This window comes from Candidatus Hydrogenedentota bacterium, from assembly GCA_035450225.1.
GTDB lineage: Bacteria > Hydrogenedentota > Hydrogenedentia > Hydrogenedentales > SLHB01 > DSVR01.
The window spans coordinates 1-23,507 of sequence record DAOTMJ010000053.1; the positions used below are offsets into that span (position 1 = coordinate 1).

13 protein-coding genes are annotated in these 23,507 nt (G+C 59.3%); 2 read left to right on the plus strand and 11 right to left on the minus strand.

The features are described 5' to 3' along the window. Positions 1-401: 401 nt before the first annotated feature. From P5540_17815 to tsaD, 8 genes are all read right to left on the minus strand, one after another. Entirely contained in the window at positions 402-1,376 is a 975-nt protein-coding gene (locus tag P5540_17815) for a dihydrodipicolinate synthase family protein (protein HRT66680.1), read from the minus strand. Further along, complete coding sequence (locus P5540_17820) at positions 1,373-1,834, minus strand: hypothetical protein (protein ID HRT66681.1); 462 nt, start codon at positions 1,832-1,834, stop codon at positions 1,373-1,375. Before P5540_17820 ends, P5540_17815 begins: the two co-directional genes overlap by 4 nt. A gap of 106 nt (positions 1,835-1,940) precedes the next feature. After that, positions 1,941-3,698 carry a VWA domain-containing protein gene (locus P5540_17825; protein ID HRT66682.1) on the minus strand — a complete coding sequence of 586 codons (1,758 nt, stop codon included), beginning with the start codon at positions 3,696-3,698 and terminating at the stop codon, positions 1,941-1,943. A 9-nt stretch (positions 3,699-3,707) separates the two neighbouring features. Beyond that, positions 3,708-6,035, minus strand: a complete 2,328-nt coding sequence (locus tag P5540_17830) for a tetratricopeptide repeat protein (protein ID HRT66683.1) — start codon at positions 6,033-6,035, stop codon at positions 3,708-3,710. A gap of 20 nt (positions 6,036-6,055) precedes the next feature. Continuing rightward, a complete protein-coding gene (locus P5540_17835; GenBank protein ID HRT66684.1) occupies positions 6,056-6,487 on the minus strand; it encodes a biopolymer transporter ExbD in 432 nt (143 codons plus the stop codon). Continuing rightward, entirely contained in the window at positions 6,484-7,281 is a 798-nt protein-coding gene (locus P5540_17840; protein ID HRT66685.1) for a MotA/TolQ/ExbB proton channel family protein, read from the minus strand. Before P5540_17840 ends, P5540_17835 begins: the two co-directional genes overlap by 4 nt. A 113-nt stretch (positions 7,282-7,394) precedes the next feature. Beyond that, a complete protein-coding gene (locus tag P5540_17845; GenBank protein HRT66686.1) occupies positions 7,395-8,639 on the minus strand; it encodes a glycosyltransferase in 1,245 nt (414 codons plus the stop codon). After that, positions 8,636-9,625 (minus strand): tRNA (adenosine(37)-N6)-threonylcarbamoyltransferase complex transferase subunit TsaD, encoded by a 990-nt coding sequence (tsaD, locus tag P5540_17850; protein ID HRT66687.1) that lies wholly within the window; start codon positions 9,623-9,625, stop codon positions 8,636-8,638. Before tsaD ends, P5540_17845 begins: the two co-directional genes overlap by 4 nt. Positions 9,626-9,807: 182 nt before the next feature. Here tsaD and P5540_17855 point away from each other — a divergent pair, with 182 nt between their 5' ends. Next, positions 9,808-13,080 (plus strand): glycoside hydrolase family 2 TIM barrel-domain containing protein, encoded by a 3,273-nt coding sequence (locus P5540_17855; GenBank protein ID HRT66688.1) that lies wholly within the window; start codon positions 9,808-9,810, stop codon positions 13,078-13,080. Between the two features lie 405 nt (positions 13,081-13,485). On the opposite strand, the gene P5540_17860 is transcribed toward P5540_17855, so the two are convergent. The 3 genes from P5540_17860 to P5540_17870 form a co-directional block, all read right to left on the minus strand. Beyond that, a complete protein-coding gene (locus tag P5540_17860) occupies positions 13,486-15,006 on the minus strand; it encodes an O-antigen ligase family protein (GenBank protein HRT66689.1) in 1,521 nt (506 codons plus the stop codon). A 25-nt stretch (positions 15,007-15,031) separates the two neighbouring features. After that, positions 15,032-16,366: a hypothetical protein gene (locus P5540_17865; GenBank protein ID HRT66690.1), complete on the minus strand. Its 1,335-nt coding sequence runs from the start codon at positions 16,364-16,366 to the stop codon at positions 15,032-15,034. Between the two features lie 141 nt (positions 16,367-16,507). After that, positions 16,508-21,628 (minus strand): EF-hand domain-containing protein, encoded by a 5,121-nt coding sequence (locus P5540_17870; GenBank protein ID HRT66691.1) that lies wholly within the window; start codon positions 21,626-21,628, stop codon positions 16,508-16,510. A gap of 331 nt (positions 21,629-21,959) precedes the next feature. On the opposite strand from P5540_17870, the gene P5540_17875 reads away from it, so the two are divergent. After that, a partial coding sequence (locus P5540_17875; protein HRT66692.1) for a CoA-transferase occupies positions 21,960-23,507 on the plus strand: 1,548 nt, incomplete at its 3' end.

A 23,507-nucleotide genomic window follows, 5' to 3' on the forward strand; every position in this document is an offset into this window, starting at 1 on the left:
TGAGGGTACCTTGTTCTCGGAGTCGTGAAGGTTTCGGAATGTAACGCCGATTTCCTAATCGGCTTGCTGAAACACGACATGCCGATTGGGAAATCGGCGCTACCAAGCGGCCATTTTCAATTTCAACACAAGATCCCGTTGCCCGGAGATGCCAATCTTCGTGGAAAGTCTCATCCTATTGTCTCAAGAACTCGGTACTCTTCAGTATCGGCATTGACGCCGAAAAAACCTTTCCCAAAGCCAGCCATCCAAGGGCATAAGGAACTTCACGGATGTCAATCTTTCGTTCGGATCAATATGGCGTTTGCAGCCTTTTATCCATTATTGCTGTTGGTCCGCCTCGGGGCGCGCAAAGAAATTCGGCGTTACGCTTTCGATTGCGCAAAGAAATTCACGGGATCTCAGTACTTCGCCAGTTCCGATTCGTACAATGCCTTGAAGGCATCGTAATCGGCCTGGGAGAGATCGGGCTTTTGCGACGCATAAAGGCTTGCGCCCATCCGGCGCGGATACGGTTTGATGGGATAGCCTTTTGCGGAAATATACCGCTTGAAGAACTCGGTGCTATTCAGCGAACGCTGCACGAGGATATTCGTCGAGTGCTGCGCCGCTATTGCGCCTTCGAGGTCGCCTTTTTCATAGCGGATTTGAATGGCGTTGAGGATGCGCGGGTTCATGGTGGCGCCCTGCCCGATGACCGCCCGGGAACCGGTCACGAGCCCAGCGAGGAATCCGCACTCGTTGCCGCTGATGAATCCGAAATCCTTGCCGCGTACAGCATAGGTGATATCGAAGATATACGCGGCGTCAACCGTCGAGGCCTTCATGCCCATGATCAGGGGCATATCGGCCAATCGGCATGCCAGTTCGGGGGATAGACAATAGTCCGCATCCGTGCCCGGCGATTGATAAATAAAGACGGGGATTTTTATTGCATCGCAAATTTGCTCGAAATAGCGAAGGATCACATCCGGAATCGTTTCGTCCGGACCGGGTAGAATCGCTTCGGGTATGGTATGGACCACGCCGGACGCCCCGACGCTTTCGGCGTATTGGCTCAATTCGACCGCCTGTTTCGTGTACACCTTCGGATCGGGCCGCTTTGTGCGGTCGCGGTCCCAGATTCCGGCCGATCCCACCAAGACCGGCGTCCGTCCCGCTAGATGTTCGCACGACACCTTGGCTATCTGCTTGACGTCCTCGAACGAGAACGTGAACATTTGTCCCATCCCCGAACGCACGAAGCATGCGCTGACCTCACCGCTCTCATCCAGATAATCCAGGATGGCCCGCTGGCCGTCGTCATCCAGGCGGCCGTCCTCATGAAACGCGGTAAACACGGGTGCGATGGATCCTCGAACAAACGCCGGTATCATTTTTTTCCTCCAAACTGCGTCTTGCCGCCGAATTGCGTGGAGTACATTCCCGGTTTTTTCGGCGGCGCTTTCTTTTTCGGTTTCTGAACGACCAACGGCCGGAATTTCCACATCGCCAACAGAATCAGCGCCAGTAATCCCGCTTCCAGGTAGACCAGCCATGACGGATTGTACTGTTTCGTCTCCCAGAAGCGAAGGATTGGCGTTTTCCAGTGGGGATTCTGGCGGATCACGTCCCGCACGACCTGCATCTGCGTGTTTTCACGAAACCATGCGGCGCAAACAGCCATCACGAAAATCGTGACATGCATGATCGAAGCGTACAGGCAAAATTCGATGGTGTAAAAAAGCAGCGGAAATGTCTGCCGCCGGAAATAGAAAAACGGCGGCAAAACGACCACGGCCGCCAACACATAATAGAGGTAATGCGCCTGGAAATGTTCCCGAATCGCGTCCATGCCTTTGCAAACCTCCCATGTCCGATACCAGCGGAAAGTGTAGCATAGCCGTCCCGGGAAATTCAGGCGCGTCAGACCTTCGGCCGTGGGTTTGTTCCGTTTAGGGCTATTCGTCGTAGGTGGTTCGGATGCCGTATTTCCGGCATAGCAGGCGCAATTCGCCCATCAATTCGGGCGTTTCGCCAACACGGCAGATTTCGCCGATAAGAAAATAGACCTTTTGAAACGCCCAGTTTCGGGCGATATCGGCGTCTCCTTTGGCCGCCTTGCCAAGGTTGGAACGGAAAATGATTTCTTTTTTCTTCGATAGCGCCTTGCCGCTGAGCCGCATGACGAACTCGCCGTCTTTTTGGGGCGAAAACCGGCCGTAAACCGTTACGACGCGTTGTTTGCGAAAGTCTGGAAGTTGTTTCGGGAAAACGTTTGCGGTGTCAATGTTGACATAGTCCGCGCGAAGGCCGGCGAGCACCGGTTCGCTGAACTGTCCAATGAATACGGGCAGATCGCCGGCGATACGATCGATGGACGTCTCGACGCGGGATTCGCCTCGGTTCCGGTAGGCGAGAAGATCCAGCAGGTAACGGTTCACCGTATTGCCGCCGCCGTAAGCGACAATCTCATTTCCCCAGGTGTTTTCGTTCGTCAATTCGTTGATAATCGCCCGGGAATCGCGTACGCCGGTTGTGGGGCGCCCGTCCGTCGCCACCACGACAAGCCCGGAGACGCCTTCGCGGGGGGGCGTTTGCACGACCGGACGCAAAGCGCTGAAGACGTCGGTCGCGCCGCGCGATTCGACTTTGGTGAGAAACACCGCCGCCTGGGCGAGATTATCCCGAGTGGCCGGCACGAGTTCCGGCTGAAAAAAAACGGGGTTGTCGCGAAACACGACGATGTTGAACCGATCCTCCGGCTTCAATTGCGCGATGGCCTGCCGCACGCCTTTGACGGTTGCGTCCAGTTTTCGCTGGATGATGCTGTTGGACGCATCAATCACAAACGTTATGTCTTTTGGCAGCACCTCGATGCCGCCGTTTTTCTTCGGGGCAATGCGTATTCGGAAAAAGCCCTCTTTTTCGTCCGGCGGCAGATACGTTTCGAGTCCGATATCCACCAAATCGTCCATGAACTCGTAGGGGCGTTCCCCGCGAATTTGTTCGACGACGGGCTCACGTGCAATCACTTCCACCTGCGGCAAACCGGGAAGAGCGACGTTGAAGGGTTCCAAGGGTATGAAATCGTCGAGAGGGGGGGACTGGCCTCCGTCCAATTGACCGCGCGGATGGGCGGGCGCGTCGAGGAGGCTTACAGTGGGCAACATCCCCAGCGCAACCTCGGCTTCCGGCGTATCCGAAGGACCTCGCAAGACCGGATACTCGTTTTCAGCGATGATACGATCCGGGGACGGAGTGGCCAGGCGCCGCGGAATTTCAATGCCGGTTCGTGCGGTTTCCTGGGCGATTTCGATGACTTTGGCATCAACGCGCGCCATCATTTCCGGGTCGGGGGGCATGGGCAGCGGGGGGGAGAGCGTCTCCTGGGCGGCGCGACCGGCCAAGTCCGGCATATCCGTCAGCTTTTCCAACGCTGAATCAAGCGCCTGGATCAAATCCGTCTCGCGCTTGAGAAGATCTTCGATCTTTTCGGGACGTGTGGACAGTTTCGTTCCATTTCCCTTTTTCGATTCAGCGACAAGGGGCGGGGTCGCCGTTTCTTCGAGAAACTGTACCCGGAACGTGGGGGATACCCGTGGAGGCGGCGGGCGTAATCCATAGAGCGGCACGAGCGATCCCACGCCGATCACGAGGGCATAAAATACCGTCGTAATCAGGATGCTGATCGCCATCAATGTCTGCCGGCTGTTCATCGGGGAGTCCTATGGCGTTTTGTCAAGGACCTCTTTGGCTTTCAAGGCCTGTTCGCTTTCCGGATACTCGCGCACCAGTTCCTCGTAGGATTTCCGGGCCTGTTCGCGGCTTCCGGCCTTCTCGAAACATTGTCCGGCTCGCCAGAGCGATTCCGGCGACAACTGATCGTGAAGAAAGAGGATGGCCACGCGCATGTAACTGCGGGCGGCGGCATCGAATTCCTGCTTGGCCTCGTACAGTTCGCCAAGGCGAAAACGCGCGCGCGCCGCGGTGTCGCCCGTGTTGGCGTTGGCGGCTTCCTCATACAGGCGCAGCGCATCTTCGTCCTTCTGTTGTGTTTCAAAAATCCGGGCCATCCGGTATCGGGCTTCAACGCCGATGGCGCCGCGTGGATCGGCTTCCACCACGGACTTGTACAGCGCCAGCGCCGCATCGGTTTTCCCGGCCTTCTCACTGCATTCGGCCATCTTGAGGCGAACCCGTTCCGGGTTGGGGTAATCGGGACGCGCCCTTAGCAGGGCCTCGAATGCAATCTGCGCCTGTTCCCATTTCTGCTGGTCAAAGAACCGCTGGCCGGTCCATGCGTAGGTTTCCTCGTTTAGCGCCACGTCCGGAAATTCTTTCATCAGCCGGAGAAACATCTCCATGGCCGCATCGAAGTCCTTGGCCTCATAACGCGCAAGGGCAATGCCCTTTGCGGCGCGTCCCGCAAAAGGCCCTTGGGCGTCTAACTCCAGGCTCGCCTTGAACGATTCGATGGCCTTGACAGGGTCCTTCCCATCGTTCAGGAGGAAATCGCCGATGCGGAAGTGGGCCTCGGCGGCATGTTTACCGTTCGGCGCTTTCGCCAGCAGTTTGCGAAACGTGTCCGCGCTGGCCGCGTAATCCTTCATATTGTGATACGTGATGGCGAGGCGGTACAGCGTGTCTAATTCGACGCTCGCGTCGCCCGGCGCCTCGAGAATCTTTTTGTATCGTTCAACGGCTTCCGCAAAAGCCGACGTCATGAATTGCGCATCGCCCGCGCGGAGCAGGGCCTGTTCAGCGAGGATATTGTCGGGGTATTGTTTGGCAAAATTTTCAAAAGCCTTGGCGGCTTCCTCGGTGCGCTTGAGTTGCGCAAGGCATTCCGCGGCCTTGTAGAGGGCTTCCGCGCCAAACTCGCCTCCGGCGTACTTTTCGGCCACGATCCGAAATTCCTCGTAAGCCTTTTCATACTCGCCTTTTGCCACATCAATCGATCCCAGCAGGAAGGAGGCGTCACCGATTAAGCCCAGATCGCCGGGCGCTTGCAGAAAAGCGGTTATTTCAGCCTTGGCCTCATCCAATTGGCCGGTGAGATAAAGGCACCAAGCCTGTTTGTATCGGGAACGGCCGGCAAATTCCGTGTCGGGGTATTCGGCGCGTACCTTCGCATAACGCGCAATCGCTTCCGCGTAACGCTGTTGCTGCTGGAGGCAGTTGGCGAGCAGAAATTCGATGCCGGCCTTTTCCGGGGCGTCTGGATATTTTTTGAGAAACGTCTCGCCCGCTACGGAGGCTTCTGTGTAATGTCCTGTGTGATAGGTTGCCCAAGCGATGCCATAGTCTGCCTTGCGCGCAAACGGCGAATCGGGGAATTCTTTCTTCAGTTGCTGGTATGCGCCCTGCGCCGCGCTGTGCCAGCCGATGGCTTCGTAGGCCTCCCCCGAGCGAAAACGCGCTTCCATTCGGAGACGGTCGTCTGCATTCGAGGCCGCTACCGCCGAGAACTCGACAGCCGCTTTTTCGGTTTCCTTGGCCGACAAGTAAACAAAGGCCAAATGGTATTGCGCAAAAGGGGCCAGCGGAGAGGCGGGATACGTTTCAATGAGCGTCTTGAGCGATTGGGCAGCCGCTTCCAGATTGCCGCTGTCGGCATTGATGCGGCCCAGATGATACAGGGCGCGTGCGCGAAGTTCCGGAGTGCTTTCTTCCGCGGCGATTGGTTCAATGGCCACTAAGGCGTCCGCGGGGCGCTTCAGGCAATATAACACTTCACCCCGGCTGAGTTTCGCGCGTTTTTTCGTGTCCGGATCCGCATTGCCGGCCAAGACCTTGTCGAATGCTTCGAGCGCCGAGGAATAGTCATGTGCCGCATAGGCGGCTTCGCCCATGCGATATTGGGCCAAGGGCACATACTCGCCCTGTGGATATTTTTCAAGATAAACCTTGTATTCCTCCATCGCTTCCTTGTGGAACCCCCTTTGGAAGAGGCCGTTTGCGAAATCAAACTGCGCCTGTTCCGGCGATTCGGCCCAGGATGGGAACGCCAACAGGCCCGCAATGGCCAAAATGCCGGCAATCCGTCGCTTCATCCCATGAATCCTCGCGTCCGTCATTTCGCGCCCTGCGTTTCCTCGCGCAGCGCCGCAAACGACACGTTCCAGATGTCTGCCTTGCGGCAGCAGTCCAGCACGGCGATGGCCTTCCCCAAATTGGCTTCACGGTCGCCGCGAACGATCACCGCGCCGCCGGGAAACAGTTCCGCAACCCGCATGAGCACGTCTTGGAGTTCTTCCAGATTCATCTCGCGTCCGTTGAGAACAATGGCGCCGTCCTTGCGTATGTTGATATAGATCTCGCCCTGTGAACGGTCGTTCTGCACGGCGCTGTCAGCCGTGGGAAGCGCAATGTCCACTTCGCTTTCGATGGTCGAATACGTCGAAATCGTCAGGAAAAAGACCAACGTCAAAAACACGATGTCAATGAGCGGCGCCAAGGGAATGGCATCCGCCTCTTCTTGCATCAGGTGACGGCCGAATCTCATACATGCCTCCCTTGCGCCAGCAATTCGACGATTTCACTCGCCTGGGCTTCGACTTCAGCGACGATTTTGATGACGCGCGCGCGCAGGTAGTAATACACCACCATGCAGGGAATCGCCACCACCAGTCCGCCGACGGTCGTAATCAGCGCCTTGGACACGTTTTCCGCCACCACGATCCCCCGCACCTGCGCGTTATCCGAGGCAATCGAACTGAACGCCAATACCATGCCCCACACCGTGCCCAGCAAGCCCAGCAGCGGCGCAATCGTTCCGGCGTTGTTCAGGTATGAAATTTTCTGCCACAGGGCCGAAGCGCCGCGTTCCCCCTCGCTTTCCATGGCCTCCTGCACCACATAGCGATCGTGACCCGCCATCTTGAGCCCCGCGCGCGCCACGTTCGCGAGCAATTCGTCGCGTCCCTCGCACAATTGGTACGCGCCACGCAGGTCGCCCGCGCGAATCTGGCCCAACAGGCGCTTGGCCAGCGTTGCCGGTACCTCGCGCTTCGGCGTGACGGTCAGGATGAGGTAAATGGCCATTGCCATCGCCACAAATCCCATCGCCATCGTGATCCAGAGAATGACGCCGCCCCATTGGAGCATCAGCAGGACGGTCACCGGCTCGCCGGCCATGCTTCCCGCCGCCGATTGCGGAACGGGCAGCGGGAGAGGGGGGGCGGCGGGCGCCGATGACGACTCCGGCGGCGCGGGGGAGGGATCTTGGGCTTGCGCACACCAGGCGAAGGTCAGCGCCAAAACGCCAAGCAATAGAATGGACAACACGCAGTACCGCATGGGCAGGCTCTCCTTCTTGCCGAAAATACCATGATCTATTCAGGGTTATTATGCCCCCCGAACTTGAAAGGTTGCAATGAACATCGGAAGCCAGCGGGCTTGCTCTATGAACGTCAACGGCCGTACTTTGCCTGCAGAATGCGTCGAACATGCCCGCACTTCACCTCGACGCGATGTTCCCATGAGTTCGCCCGCGCAATGGCCTGACGCACATCCCGCAATTCAGGCGCATCGTCGCGCAAGGCGGCTTCGACGCGGGCGAGGAAGTCTTCATGCGATCGGGCTATCTCCACCACGTCGCCATAGGCCGCCACGGAAGGCAACGCCTGGCTTACCACGGGCTTGCCGGTGGCAAAGTATTCCTGCAATTTGAGCGGATAAATATTCCGGGTCGCATCATTAACCTTGTAGGGGATGAACAACACATCGAATGCCTTCAGATAGTTCGGCAGTTCAGCGATGGGGCGGTTGCCAAGGAGGTGAAGATTGGGAATTCCCCGCATCGGGCCAAGGTCCATATCCGCGCGGGCGGGACCCACAAGAACGATGGACCATGCGGGCCGCATTTTCGCCATAGATACGACAAGGCCCACGTCGAAACGCGCCGGATCGATCACGCCGACCGTGCCCACGATGGGATGCGGCAAATGCGCCACATCGTCCGGAACGGGCGTTTCCGCGAGCGCGGCCCTGGAAAAGTGGGCGTAGTCCGCAGCATGATAGACAACGTGCGTTTCCCTGTTGTACAACGCGCGTTGTTCCTTCATGTTTTCCGTGCCGGTAAAGACAATATCGGCCTGTCGGCACAGGCGTTCCTCGATCCAGTAGAGCAACAGCACGCCGTTCGGATCTTTCTCGTAATTGACCCACTCGTCTCCGGTGTCGTAGACGTTTGCCAGCGCGTTCATCCGCTCGACGGCCATCCCGTGCAAGGGCGAAAAATTCCACACGATGGGGCGGCCGAAGCCCAGTCGCGCCATTGCCCGTTTCACCAGCCTCGAAAGGAGCCAGCCGTTGAAATCGAGCACGAATTGCATGGCGCGGAGCGGAAGCCCTTTGAACGGCAAGAACACATGCGGTGGATGGTAAACATAAAAATTCGATGAAATTTCCTGGAGGCGAGGCCCTTCCCAGTATCCGGCTCCCTGGGGATCGCGGCCCTTCAAGAAATAAACGAACGGGCGCGGTACGTCCACATAAAGGACACGATTCCGCGGGGCAAGGCGCGTGGCAATCTGCTGCGGCAGTGACCAACTGGCTCGCCAGTCCGAAAACGCGAACGCGACGATATCGTATCCCTCAAGAACGCCAAGGGATTCATCGCGCGAAGGGGGAGGCGTTATGGCTTCCTCATTCATCTTTCATCCCTCACGCAAAGGGGGAGATTTGGATCCGGCGTGGCTCGGAAATGACCGAGCAGTCCCTTGTGCAAGCGCGAATCGCCCGCCGCGGCGATCATGGCGCCGTTGTCTATGCACAGACTCATCGGCGGCATGTGTACCGGCGCCGGCAACTCCGCCACCAGCCGTTCCCGCAGCAGGCGATTGGCCGCGACGCCGCCCGCCAAGACCAGCCGTTCGGCGCCGGTCTTTTCAATGGCCAATTTCGTTTTCGTGATGAGCACATCCACCGCCGCCCATTGAAAACTGGCGGCGATATCCGGAATCGCCGACGCCTGCCGTTGGCGCTCATATAACACGGCTGTCTTCAAGCCGCTGTAGCTGAATTCAAGTTCGCCGCTGCGTTCGAGACCGCGCGGGAATCGAATCGCGCGTGGATTGCCCTGTTCCGCCGCTTTTTGAATCGAGGGACCGCCGGGATACGGCAAATCGAGCAGACGCGCAACCTTGTCGAACGATTCCCCCACGGCATCGTCGCGCGTCGAGCCGAGGAGGCGGTATCGGTGAGGCTCGTCGCAGGCAATCAGGCAGGTATGTCCACCGCTGACCACAAGCGCCAGGAACGGAAACGTCGGCGGGTTGTCCGTGAGAAACACCGAAAAGATGTGCCCCTCGATGTGATGGACCGGAATAATTGGGACACCCCAGGCATAGGCCAGCCCCTTGGCGAAGCCCACGCCGACCATCAGCGATCCCATCAGACCCGGGCCAATCGTCACGGCAACGGCATCCACGGGCACGCCCGCTTCTTCGATGCATTGCTGAGCCAACTGGAAAATGCATTGGGTATGGCGGCGCGACGCGATTTCAGGAACGACGCCGCCGAACGGGGCATGGACCGGCACTTGAGACGCCAGCGCCGATGACACGATGCGCCGCCCGTCCTCGACTATCGCGATACCCGTTTCGTCGCAGGAAGTTTCGATACCGAGCACAAAGGACATAGAAACCTCTTTTTCAACGAGTATACTTCATTTTCACCGACGGAAAAATAGGTGTCTTGTCGGATTTCGGACATCCCTTTGCCATTCTGGCAATACGCCGGATTTGACCTAGCCCATCTTGCCGGGTTATCGTGCCGGTGCACGCAAGGAGGCGCGTCCGCGTCTCCGGCAGGGATTACCACATGTCCGACACGACACGAGTACGTTTTTCACTGGACGGCGCATGGCGCCTAACGCTCGATCCCGCGGATCGCGGCCGGAAGGATCGTTGGTTCGAACGGGGCGACGCGCCGGACTCCATGGAGGTCCAAGTTCCGTCCGTTTGGGACTTGTGGGTTCCGGACTATGACGGCGTTGGCTGGTATTATCGCGCTTTTGAATGGGAAGCCGTCCCCCCCGGCCGCATGGTCGAACTGCAATTCGAGGCAGCCGACTACTTTGCGGAAGTCTGGTTGAACGGCGTCGCGCTTGGCGCGCACGAGGGCGGCTATACCCCCTTTGCGTTCCCGGTAACGGACGCGTTACGCGCCGGAACCAATCATCTCTGGGTGCGAATTGTGGACCCGCACGGGCCGGAGGGTTACGGGCCGTTCCGTCCCAGACAAATCCCCTCGTCGAAGGAAGGCGGCTATTGGTCCTTCGCGGGGATTTGGGGTCCGGTCTGTCTCGAATCAAAACCCGTCGCGCATATACAGGATGTATTCATCGAACCGGACATTCGCCGCAAACGCATCACGGTCACGGTTCAGACTTCGGAACCGGGGATTGTTCGCCTGGCCATCGAGGGGACCCCTTATGGCGCGGAAATCCAACCGGGCCGCCATGCGGTTGATTTCCCCGAATTCGCGATGTGGTCGCCGGACTCGCCGAAATTGTATACGCTCCGGTGCGAATTGCTGAAAAGCGGCGCCGTCTCGGACCGGTTGGACGTTCGTTTCGGCATGCGTGAATTTACCGTCAAGGACAACCGTTTCTTTCTCAACAACCGGCCGATCTTCGTCAAGGGGGTGTTGCATCAACCGGACTATCCGCGAACGATCGCCGCGCCCGTGGACGCGGCCATGGCCCGCCGCGAACTGGAATTGGCGAAGAAAGCCGGGTTCAATCTCGTTCGCCTTCACATCAAAACGCCGCCACGGATTACGCTCGACCTTTGCGACGAAATCGGCCTGCTGGCTTACGAGGAACCCCCCATCGGATGGATCGAAAAGTCGCAATACATGAAAGATCGATGCGAACGCGAAGTGCGCGAAATGATTCTCCGCGATCGCAACCATCCGAGCATCGTGATTTGGGGCATGCTCAACGAAACGGGCAACGCGGGATACATCACAAACGGCGGTGCGCAAACCATCAAGGATGATCTGTGCCGGCTGGCCCGATCGCTGGATCCAAGCCGGATCGTCGTTGACGACAGCGGCGGCGTGAACGCCTCGCGGGAACCGGCGCGGTTCATGCTCCCGTACCGCGAAGAACTCGAACCCTATGACGACCTGCACATTTACCAGCGCGCGCCCGTGGATCGCGACATCGAACTTTACTACGCGTACAGCGGCGATCCGAACCGGTTGTACTTTCTTTCCGAATTTGGATTCGGCGGCATGGAGGATCTTGTTGGCACGCTGGAACAATATGGAGAAGACCGGACGCGCCTGAAGGATGCGCGCTTCATCCAGGCGATGCTCGATGCGGCCCGGGATGGTTTCGCCGAACGCAATCTCGACCGCGTGTTCGGGGATTTTGCGGGTTTCATGGCCGCCGCGCGCGATCTACAATGCGATGCCGCGCAGATGCACGTGGACGCCTGCCGCATGAATCCAAAACTGGCTGGATACTGTTATACGCAGTTGTGCGACGCGGGCCACGAATTTTGCGCGGGTGTGCTTGATCGTTGGCGACGTCCCAAGCCGGTTTTCGAAACGTTTTCGGCCATTCAATCCAAATTGCGCCCCCTGATCAGCATACCGCGCACCAACCTCGTTCCCCGCGAGGAAGTCCCCGTTACCCTGATCATGGCCAACGAGGATCAACTGGAGGGCAAGGTGGATCTGTCGCTCCAGGTCGTCGGGCCGACCAACCAGGTCTTGTGGAAGAAAAAACGATCCCTGAAACTTCCTCGCCACGGCAGGGAGTTATGGGAGGGATCCGTCGGCGCCTCGGGATCGCCGGGCATTCACCGGTTCATCGTCCGCATCATGCAGGGCATGAAATGCCTTGCCGAGAACGGCATGGATCTGCATGTTTTCGATCCCGTCGAATCTTCCGGCATCGAGGTTCATATTCTCGACCCGCAGGAAATATGGACAAAACGCTGCGCCGTGCTGGCCACGCCCGGAACCGTTCAGGCGCCCCTGCACGTTATCCCGCCGCTGGCCAACACGATTCGGGCCTACCCCGACAACGATTTGGCCCAAATCCTCGCGCAAGTCAAGGGTGGCGCGGTGGCCTTATTCTTCGCGCCGCCGGACGACTGGAACGACCTCGCGGACCGCATCGATCCCGGCCTGCGGGCGACGAACAAGGACGCGGTGGGCGCGTTCCTCGGCATGTATCATTATGTGAAACTCCATCCGGTATTCGAGGGATTGCCGGCACGGGGACTCATGCGCCAGCCGTACCGAAACGTCGTCGCGCCGAAGACCTTTGTCGAAACCGGCGACGAGGACATCGCCGGCACGTTCGACACAACCCCCATCGCCGCAGGCCAGTACATGATGGGGGAAACGCGCTGGTGGGGCAGCGACATCCTGGTGCGCCGCCACGGCGCGGGACGCGTCGTCTTCACCCACTTGCGGATACTGGAAAACCTCGGCGCGGACCCTGTCGCGGATCGGCTGTTTGTCAATCTAATCCGGCATTTTGCCCGGCGGTCCGTGCCGTCAGCCGGCATCGTCCCGCTTGATCAAAAGGCGGTCGAATGGATGCGCCGCGAACGCAACGAGGCCACGCGCCGCTGGATGGTCATCGGGCCGTTTCCGAATTGGGGCGGCAAAGGACATGCGACACCCTATCCCCCGGAAGAAACCATTGATTTCGACGCGATCTATCCCGGCTGGTACGCCCCCGTGACCTGGAAGGCGTGGCATGCCCGGCGCGACGACGGCTTCGTTGTTGACTTGCAGCAGGCTTTCACGCCCGTATACGAGTATTATCCCCGTTTCGATAATGGGACAGGCTATGCCTATTCCGAATTCTTCAGCGACAAGCGTGACACCGCCACGGTCCGCATCGGTCTGCAGGATGCGACCAAAATATGGGTGAACGGGCGCCTCATCCACGAAAGCACGGATCAGATCCCCCACGATCAATTCAAATCCGCCAAGGCCTCGTGCGCCGTCAAGCAAGGCCGGAACACCGTCCTCGTCAAAGTGTCCAAGATCCCCGGCCCCTTCAAGTTTTCCTTCGACCTTGCATTCGATGGAAACACGCCGCCCCAAATCAAATGGTGGCGGTAAACCAGATTGAAATTTCAAAATTGCAATCCGGCTTGCCCCGCAAAGTTGTTGTACTTTTATCGCTAAACTTTTCGCATGACCCTAACGCGGCTCAGCCGCAATGCCTCAATCAAGGATATGTTTTCTTTGTCCGCAACTTCTGTGCATGGCACACAGAAGTTGCGGACAAAGAAACTACTGCCTTTTTAGGATGACCGATGAGGATATCCGTCAAATGGAATCATCCACAGGATAAGTTCGTCCCGCAGGGACGTGTGAATCGTAAAATGTCCCAACGGGACTACCCTGTCGCTGCCACGATCCCAAAACTGGCGTCCTGGGCTATTCTCAGGACGTCCCTACGGGATTTTATAAGACGCCGCTCACGTGACGTTTACGCTTTCTCAAATCATTTGCTCGCGGGCGTCATGACGCCTGTACCGGCTTAGTCTCATCTTCCCGATGTTCCGCATTCGCGGCAATGAGGCACAATCCCATCGCACCGGCCGCAATCAGCCACCACACTTTTTGTTGCAGCGCGTGCAGGAAAATGCCGGATACCAGAAACGCCACCAGGCTTACTTGCAGCGTGGCCGCCAAGGTTCGCCATTCGTCGTCGCCGCCGGCCTTGAACCGTTGTTCCGCCAAATGCACGTGCCGCATCAGCAGCACGATGAAGGCAAGGAAGACGGCCAGGCCGATTAGACCCGTTTCGCACCCAATTTGCAGGTAAAGGTTGTGGACGCCGATGAAAAGCGGATTCCAATCGTAATGTTCCACCACAATCTTCATGATGCGGCCCGCTTCGTTCGGTTCTTCCTTCATGAGGAACCCGAAGCCGCCCACGCCCACGCCCTTGATGGGGTGTTCAGTCATGTATTCCCATGCTGCGGACTGCAACTGGGCGCGGGTTTGAACGGACTTGGAGCCTGTGTATTGCCGGAACGTCAGCACGCGCTCCTTGTACGGCCCCGGCAAAATCATCCATCCCAGGACCACCGCAAGCGCCAAACCCACAAAACGGTAGGGTGAGGATTTGACTTGTTGTTTGAGCGCCAAGAGGACGATCACGATTACGCCGACCAGGAACCCCGTCCGCGTGAATGTGAGTATCAGCGCCGCCAGTTCGACCAGCGTCGCAATCACGACAAACGTTTTGAAAAGCTTCCGTTTCGATACCGTAAACCAAAAGGCGTTCAGCGGCAGCACGCACAGCAACGTGAACGCCAGCCAGTTCGAGTGCTGGGCGCGGCCGGATACGCGGATGGCCGCTTCGCCGGCAAGCGATTCGGGGTCCACGATGGCGCCGCCCGTCTCCTGGAACGTCGCCCGGCCTTCGACGCCCTCGATATAGGTGCTCGGCATGAAATACTGCGCTACGGCGGAAGCCGCCGAAAGAAACACGCAAAGGCAGATGATGACGATGTAGGCGCGCAGCCGTTTTTTCGCGTTCTCGCCGCCTGAAAGCAAATCCACGCCCATTACGAAGAATCCAACCAACGTTCCGAGTCGGATCCATTCCGGCAATTGTTCCGCGCGATTGTCGGAAAAGACGGTTCCGAACAGGCTCCAGATCAGGAACACGATGGCCAGGATGACTTCCCATCCAAAATGCCACGATTGGCGGCGGGTGAGCAGGTTCAAGGCCCATGCGGCCAGCGCGGCGGCGCCGCACAATTTCGCGAGGGTCAACGGAACGGCTACGTGAATGCCGCCGGCGCCGATGACGCCGCCCGTTCCGGAAAGCAGCAACAAGATGACGGTGGCGTAGAGTCCCAGCACGGGAAATCGAAGGAAAAAACAAAATCCGATGAGGCCGAACAGACCCGCAACGGCCAGTTTGTCGAAAGCGACGATGGCTATGCCAAGCACAACGGCCAAGATCAGGACAAATACCGCGCCCAAGGGATTCCACCGATCTTTCAAGGCAACTCCAAGAGCACTCACGGCATTCTCGCTCCCTTCTACCGCGCTACATCGTCATGGACTCCGCCGCGCGGATCCGGCGCAGTTCATAGTGTGCGGCCACGTATGTCAACAGGGCTATTGTACCCCGAACCGCACTCATCGTCCAAGCCATACCCACCACCCCGTAACGGGGAGCGGCCCAGAGTCCCAAGGCAAGCGAGGCGATCAGACGAACGCCTTCCAGTACGGCTACCACGCGCGGCGCGCCAAGGGCAAAGACCGCCGCCACGGCCGGCGCCGCCGCGAGCGAGGTTACGGCGCCCGCGAAAAGAATGGCAAACAAATGCCCGGTCAACACGAATGCGGACCCGAACGCGAGCCGCGCCAGCGGTTCGGCAAAAAGCACGCCCGACGCCATCGCCGCGCTTGCAAGCAACGAGGGTAGCCAGAATCGCTTCAGAAATCGCACCATTTCAGCCGCCGTCTTGATCTGGCTCGCGCGCGGTAACATGACGTGCAATACGGTAAGGACGAACAAATCGCCCAGCAGCGCCAAGCTCACCGCGGCCCCGTAGTTGCCGATGTGATCGCGGGCGACGCCGAAATGGCCCAGCAATAAAATGTCCAGCCGCTGCACCAGCGTCGTGAAGAAACCCGCCAGCATGACCCACTTCGCGAACTGGAGAAACGATCGCCCCACGCCTTGGGGTATGTCCACGCGCAGTAGGCCGCGCGGAAGACTGAGCCAGCCGGCCGCCATGACGGTGAACAAAGCGGCCACATACCCGCCGAACATGACCATCACGCTGTGCGTGCCGGCCACGAGCAGAACGGCCACGGCGATCAGGCGCATCAGCGAACTGGTCAACTCGAAACGGCCATATTTCACGAATTGCTGATGGGCTTGGTAGTAGGCTTGCGCAAAACTCCAGAATGTGATAATCACCCCCCCCGCGAAAGCCAAAAACATCCCTGCGGGCGGCGGCGGAGAAATGACGCCCTCCGCGGAAGCGCTCGATTCGATCAACATGCGCGTCAACGGCCGGGCCAGGATCAGTCCCGCCAGCAGCGTCAGCGCGCCCGCCCAGCATTTGACCTGGAACACGAAGCGGAAATAGGGACGCGAATCGTCCCGGTCGTCGGCAATGTAACGCGCCGCGAACCGCACGAGGCTCATGTCAAGCGGCGGACCCGCAAATCCCGAAACCACCATCATGACGGCGAACAGGATGGCAAAGGGCGCAAACGCGTCGGGGCCAAGCCATCGCGCGACCAGCGCGTTGCTCAGAAACGCCAGCGCCGCCGCGCCGCCGCGGAAAAACAACACCGAACTTACCGCCGCGATCAACGGCCGGCTGCGAAAACGGTTGGCCAGATACTCAATGTGAGCCTTCAGCATGTACCGGAATCATGCGGCTTTTCCGGGGAAAAGGTCAAAATTTCCCCGGCATGTTTTTCGCGGCGTTCCGATGCGGCAAACGTAAGGGCCGCGATCCGTATGAGGGATCGCGGCCCGCTGATACTTTGAACGTAAAGGCGTCTATAAACCGCGCAGTACGCACAGGATGATGCGCTGGATGTCCACGGCGTCCACCTGCCCATTTCCGTCCACGTCGGGCGGCAACACCATGCTCCCCGCGCCGATGGCGTGGTTGATGCAAATCTGGACATCGGCCGCGGTCATCTGGCCGTCGCCGTCGGCGTCTTCAGGCGCGACGATCGGCGATCCCGCCGCGTTCCGGCCCAGGGCGGCCATCAATTCGGCCTTGTCAATAGCCCAATCGTGATTGGTATCGATCGTGGCCAGTAAGTCCGTGGGGGCGTCGGGGAAAACGCGCGCAATTTCCATGGCGTCGAGTTTTCCATCTTGGTTTCTATCCGCGCGAATAAGCGCCCTGAGCAGGGCATGACGCAGATCGTTTTCAACCGGGACAGGCGTCAATTCAGCCAGATCGTCCAACGTCAGCCAACCGTCGCCGTTGCGGTCCAGCATGGCGAATTCCGCCTCGGAAAGATTCGGCATGACCGCCTGCAACTCCGCAAACGTCACCGCGCCGTCGCCATTGGCGTCGGCCTGACCAAAGAGGGCGGCAATCCGGCTGCGCGGATCGTCCACGGTTGCATTGGCCGAGTCGTCGGGCGTCAGGACGCCATCGCCGTTCGTGTCGAGTTTGTCGAAGAGGTCCTGCGTCAAGTCCGGGGCAACGGCCAGCAGTTCGGCAAAGGTCACAACGCCGTCCCGGTTCGCGTCGGCGATGCCGAGCAACGCCCGCAGCCGCGCCTCCGGATCCTGCGCGCCGACCGTCAAATCGGCCACGCTCAGGACGCCGTCGCCATTGGTGTCGAGCATGTCGAATTGCGCCGGGGTAATGTTCGGACGCACCGCCTGCACTTCCTCGAATGTCGCCACCCCGTCGCCGTCGGCATCCGCGGCCTCCAGCAAGCCGTGGACCCCTTGCTGGATGTCCACTTCGCCTTCGGCGAGATCGGCCCGGCTGAGCAGGCCGTCGCCGTTCAAATCGAGCTGCGTGAAGGCGTCCACGGTGGCGTCGGGCCGCGCGGCGAGGAATTCCTCAAGTGAAACTGCGCCGTCGTTGTCCGTATCGGCCTCGCGCAAGATCCGCAGGAGTACTTCGCGCATGCCGGCCGGCGGGGCGGAGGGCAAGTCCGCCATGCTCAGGACGCCATCCTTGTTGGCATCCAACGCCGCAAACGCCTGCGGAGTGAATTCCGGATACTTGGCCTGAATTTCTTCAAGCGTCAGCAAGCCGTCCTGATTGGCGTCCACTTCCTTTAGCAGGGCCAGGATGCGGGCGGCCGGATCCTGCGGGGGCGGTGGGGGAAGATCCGCCGTGCTCAATGCACCGTCGCCGTTCCGATCAAGACCGGCGAACAAGTCAAGGGAAAGGGCCGGCAGAATCGCCTGCGCTTCTTCCAGCGTAATGACGCCGTCCCCATTGGCGTCCGCAGCCCGGATCAGCCACTGCAACAGTTGAAGCGGATTTTCGATGGAGGGCACTTCCCAATCGTTGGGAAGGTCGGCCACGCTCAGGAAACCATCCTTGTTGCGATCCGCGGCCCGGAACAAGTCCGCAGGCAGGCCGGGCACGATGGCCCTTGCTTCTTCAAGGGTGACTTTTCCGTCTTGGTTGGCATCGGCGGTATTCAACAGTTGCCGCAACAGGGCCAACGGATCGATGGGCTGGTTCGGCAGATCCGCCACACTGAGGAATCCGTCGCCGTTCACGTCGAGCAACCGGAACAGATTTTCCGGCAGATCGGGAATGATCGTGCGCGCTTCGGCTAGACTGACTTTGCCGTCCCCGTTTCGGTCGGCCAGCGCCAGCAGCCGGTTGATCAGGGCCGCGGCATCGAAGCCCGGCGACGGCAAGTCGTCGCGGCTCAGAGAACCGTCGCCGTTGCGATCGAGACCCGCAAAGACCTCCGCCGTCAACTGCGGCATCAGCGCCTGCGCTTCTTCAAGCGTCACCTTGCCGTCCCGATTGGCGTCGGCCATGCCCAGCAAACGCGTAAGCAGTTCCGCTGGATCGACGGGTGGTGGCGGGGCGCCCAAATCCGCCGCGGACAATACACCGTCGCCGTTGGCATCCAGCGCATTGAAAAGACTGGCCGGCAAATCCGGCACAATCGCGCGCGCTTCATCCATCGAAATGGCGCCATCGCCATTCGTGTCGGCGGCCGCCAGCAGGCGTTGCAGCAATTCGATCTGGCCGTTGGGCGGCGCTTGCGGAAGGTCGGCCTCGCTCAGGGATCCGTCACCGTTGCGGTCGAGTTCGTTGAAAAGCGCTTCCTGAAGATCCGGCACGATTGCCCGGGCCTCTTCCAGCGAGATGCTCCTGTTGGCGTCCGTATCGGCGCGAAGGATCAACATCCGCAGCAATTCCAAAGGATCGAGCGGCGGAGCCGGTAAATCCGCTTCGCTCAAAACGCCGTCGCCATTCTTGTCCAGCGCATGGAACAGGTCCGCCAGGAATCCCGGTATCAGGGCTTGTACTTCTTCCAGGGAAATCCCTCCGTCGCCGTTGGCGTCCGCCGTGCGAAGCAACTGGCGGAGCAGTTCCAAAGGATCCGGCGGAAGGATAACGGGCGGATCGACGGGCAGGATCGTGACGTCGGGGATATCGGCGGGGGATAGGACGCCGTCCCGGTTGAGATCCAGCGCGGAGAACATCGCCTGCGTTATCCCCGGCATGAATTTGAGGGCTTCCTCGAAGGAGACGACACCGTCCCCGTTCGTGTCGGCAATCGCAAGGAGTTTGGACAGAATACCGCCCCAATCGTTGCCGGTATTCATCAAATCCCCAACGCTCAAGACACCATCGCCGTTTACGTCGAAGGAATTGAACAACGAAAGCGGCAAGCCGGGGATCAACGCCGCGGCTTCCTCGTAGGAAATCACGCCGTCGCCATTGGAATCGGCGGTTGCCAGCAGACGCGTGAGCGCATCCATCGGATCGATGGAAGGCGGAGGAAGGGGCGCCGCGTCGGCTTCGGTCAGAACACCGTCTCCATTCCGATCGAGCATGTTGAACGTTTCACGTTTCAGATTGGGAATCAGCGCCTTCGCTTCGTCGAACGATATCGCGCCGTCGTTGTTCGTGTCGGCAAGATTCAGCAGGCGCCGCATCGTCTCGTCCAAAGTGCCTGTTGAGGGGTCTAGAATCGGAACATAGGAGAAATCGCCGTATTCAATATGGCCGTTTCCGTTGGCGTCGAGATAGATGAACATTTCGCGGGTCAGCGCGGGCAGAAAGGCCCGGGACTCGTCGAAAGAAATGCGACCGTCTCCGTTGCCGTCCACGATTTCCAGCAGCGCATTGAGCAAGGCGGGCACGTCGTCCCAGCCCAGCGATTGCACGTCGTTCATGCAAAGAGCGCCGTCGCGGCTGCCATCAAGCAGCGCGTAGAGATTCTCCGTCAGCAGCGGCAGAATCGTCCGCGCTTCCGCAAGCGACAGGCATCCGTTGCCGTCGCTGTCCGCGGAAAGCATCAACACGATGAACTGTTGCAGCGGATCGCCGCCAACCACGACGTCCGGTGGGGGATCGACGAACGCGATGTTCCCGATGTCCTCCACGCTCAAAACGCCGTCGCCGTTCTGATCCAGATACTTGAAAGCGGCTTCGTTCAGGGCGGGCAGAAACGCATGCGCCTCATCGAATGACAGCGCGCGGTCGCCGTCCTTGTCCGCCGCCGCGAGGACGGCTTCGACGGCCGGGAAGATGTCGTGTGCGGACAGCCGCTGCACGTCATTCAGGCAGATGGCGCCGTCGGCGTTCTTGTCGAGCAGCGTGAACAGACTCAGCGACATGCCCGCAATGATGCCCTGTGACTCCGTGAACGACAGGCAGCCGTCGGAATTCGCATCGCTGTTCATGAAGGCTTCCAGCAAATCGCTGAGGGCGCCGGTGGTCCCGGCGGGCAACGAACCGTCCAGATCGCTCAGATCGAGCATGCTGTCGCCGTTTTGATCCGCCTCGGCGAAGAGATCCGCGGTGATGAACGGGCAAAACGCCACGGCTTCTTCAAGCGTGATTTTCAGGTTGCGATCCCGATCCGCGGCCTTGAGAATCAATTCGGCCAGCGGAAGGGCATCGTTCATCGTCAGGCGTTCCAGATCGCGGAAACAGACGGCCCCGTCCCGGTTCTTGTCGAGTAGGCGGAATATTTCCGGGGTCGCTCCGGGAATGAGGCCCCGCAGTTCGTCGAGCGTCAGGCACCCGTCGCTGTTTGCGTCGCTGTCGAGGAAGGTCTGGAGAACCGCATTCAACAGACTGACATACGCTTCCGGAATCGAAAGGCCCAAATCGTTCAAATCCAGCATCCCGTCGCCGTTTTGATCGATACTGGAAAACAGGTCCGCGTTGATCAGCGGACTGAACGACATCGCCTCGCCAAGCGAAATTTTGAGATCGCGATCGAAATCGAACGTTTTGATGATGCGGATGACCGCCGGAATGGCATCGTCCACCGTAAGCGACTGGATTTCGGCCACGGTCACCTCGCCGTTCCCGTTTTTGTCGAGAGCGTCAAAGATGTCTTGGGTGATGCCGGGCGCAAAAGCCATCAACTCCGCGAGCGATATTCCCCCGTTGCGGTTGGTGTCCACCAGAAACAGGTACGCGGTCCATTCCCCCGGAGGGATAATCGGCGTGCCGCCGGGCGGCAGAATGGGAGGAAGGATCGGCGGCGGTTCAACCGTGATCGTCACGGGGGCAACATCCGCAAGCGACAACCGTCCGTCTTGATTGGTGTCAATGGCGTTGAATTGTCCTGCCGAAACTCCCGGTAAAACGGACGTGAGTTCCGCGTATGAAACGGCCATGTCGCCGTTCGCGTCCGCAAAGTCCACCAGAAGCCGGTAGGCTTGCTCGGGGGGTACGGCGCCCGACGCGAAAACATCCGTCAGGCAAACCAACCCATCGCCGTCCGCATCAATCGATCTGAACAGCGACGATGTTACAAACGGCAGCGTAGCCTGTGTTTCGGCGAAACTCAGACATCCGTCCGAGTTGGTGTCCGCCGTCGCCACCATCTGCAAGATGGCGTCGTACGGAATGCCCGCTTGGGCCGTGGCGAGACCGCAATAAAGCAGGCTGAACACCGCTGCCATGATCATCCTTGGAAACCGCTTGTGCATGGGGTCTTCTCCTCGGCGGCCCGTTTTGTCGCCGGCCGCCATTCACACACTACGCCTACCTTAAAGATTACCACATCCGCTCAAAAAAGTAAAGAGATTTAGATATTCGTAAATTCACGTGAATCAATACCTTACACATTATCCAATTCGCTTGAAAACCATCGGGCGCAAATTGCACAATATGTCCGCCGATAAGGTCCGAAATAGTGGCTGTTGAAATCATTTTCAACAAGGTATTGTCGTGCCGCATTCCAATCCTTCGCGGGATCGTTGGGAAAACGGATCGGCTGTTTGGTGGTTTACGGTAAAAAATACAAGGAGTAGAACATCCATGGCGCATGTCGTTACGGCCGAGGAAGCGGTTAGGAAAATCCCCGATGGCGCAACGGTGCTGGTCAATCCCATGCCCGCCGAGGAAGTGTTTCCGGCCTTTGGCCGGGTATTCGAGGCCACCGGCCATCCCAAGGATCTTGTCGTTGTATGGGCGGCGGGGCTTGGACCTTTCAGCGCCGAACGGCGCGGCATGAACCATTTCGCATGGCCGGGCATGGTTCGGCGGTTCATCGCCGGCCATGTCGGATTGAACCATCTCGTCGTAAAAATGATCGCCTCCGAACAATGCGAGGCCTACAATCTGCCGCAGGGTGTCATGTCGCAACTCTACCGCGACATTGCCGCGCACCGGCCCGGCCTTCTGACGCGCATCGGACTCGGCACCTTCGTGGATCCCCGCATCGAGGGCGGCAAAATGAATGCACGCACCCGGGCCTGCGAGGATCTGGTCGAACTGATGACTATAGGTGGCCGCGAAATGCTCTTCTACAAGGCTTTTCCGGTGCATGTGGGCGTTTTTCGCGGTACTTCGGCGGATCCGAACGGAAACATCACCTGCGAACGCGAGGCGCTTACGATGGAAAGCCTCGAAGTCGCCATGGCCGCGAAAAACCACGGCGGCATCGTAATCGCCCAAGTCGAGGAACTCCGCAACACGCCTGCCCATCCCCATCATGTGCATGTGCCCGGCCTTTTTGTTGACTATGTGGTGGTCGCCAGTTCCCGCAAGAACCATCCCCATACGCTCTTTGTCGAATACGATCCATCATTCTGCGGGGAATCACAGGCGGATTTGAGCAGGGAACTCGAACCGCTGCCGCTCAATCTCGAAAAAATCATCTGCCGCCGCGCCGCTATGGAATTGCGCCCCGGCATGGCCGCGAACCTCGGTGTGGGCATCCCGACCGGCGTCGCATCGGTCGCGCACGAGCAGGGTTTTTTCGACAAGGTGGCGCTCACCACCGAGGTCGGCGCGCTTGGCGGCGTGCCCGAACGCGGTTTCAACTTCGGACCCGCCAAGAACCCGCAGGCCATCATCAGCCAGCCGCAAATGTTCGACTTCTACCACGGACAGGGATTGGACGCGACTTTCGTCGGCCTCGCCCAGGCGGACGCCGCCGGCAACGTCAACGTCAGCCGTCTCGGCCCCAAACTGATTGGGTCCGGCGGGTTTATTGACATCACACAAACCGCCAAGAAATGCGTGTTCTGCGGCGAATTCACCGCAGGCGGACTCGACGCGCGCGCCGAAGACGGGCAACTGGTCATTCACAGGGAAGGCAAGGCGGCCAAGTTCGTGGAAAACGTGGACCAGATCACCTTCAGCGGCCGCCAAGCCATGCGCGACGGACAGGAAGTGATCTACGTCACCGAGCGTTGCGTTTTCCGCCTCGTCCCCGAAGGCATGCAACTGGCCGAAGTCGCGCCCGGTGTGGACATTCAGCGCGACCTCCTCGGCCACATGGCTTTCAAGCCGATTATTCCCGATTCCGTCCCCGATCCCCGGCTAAGAAAAATCCCGTTGGCGGGATCTTGTTGGCTTCAT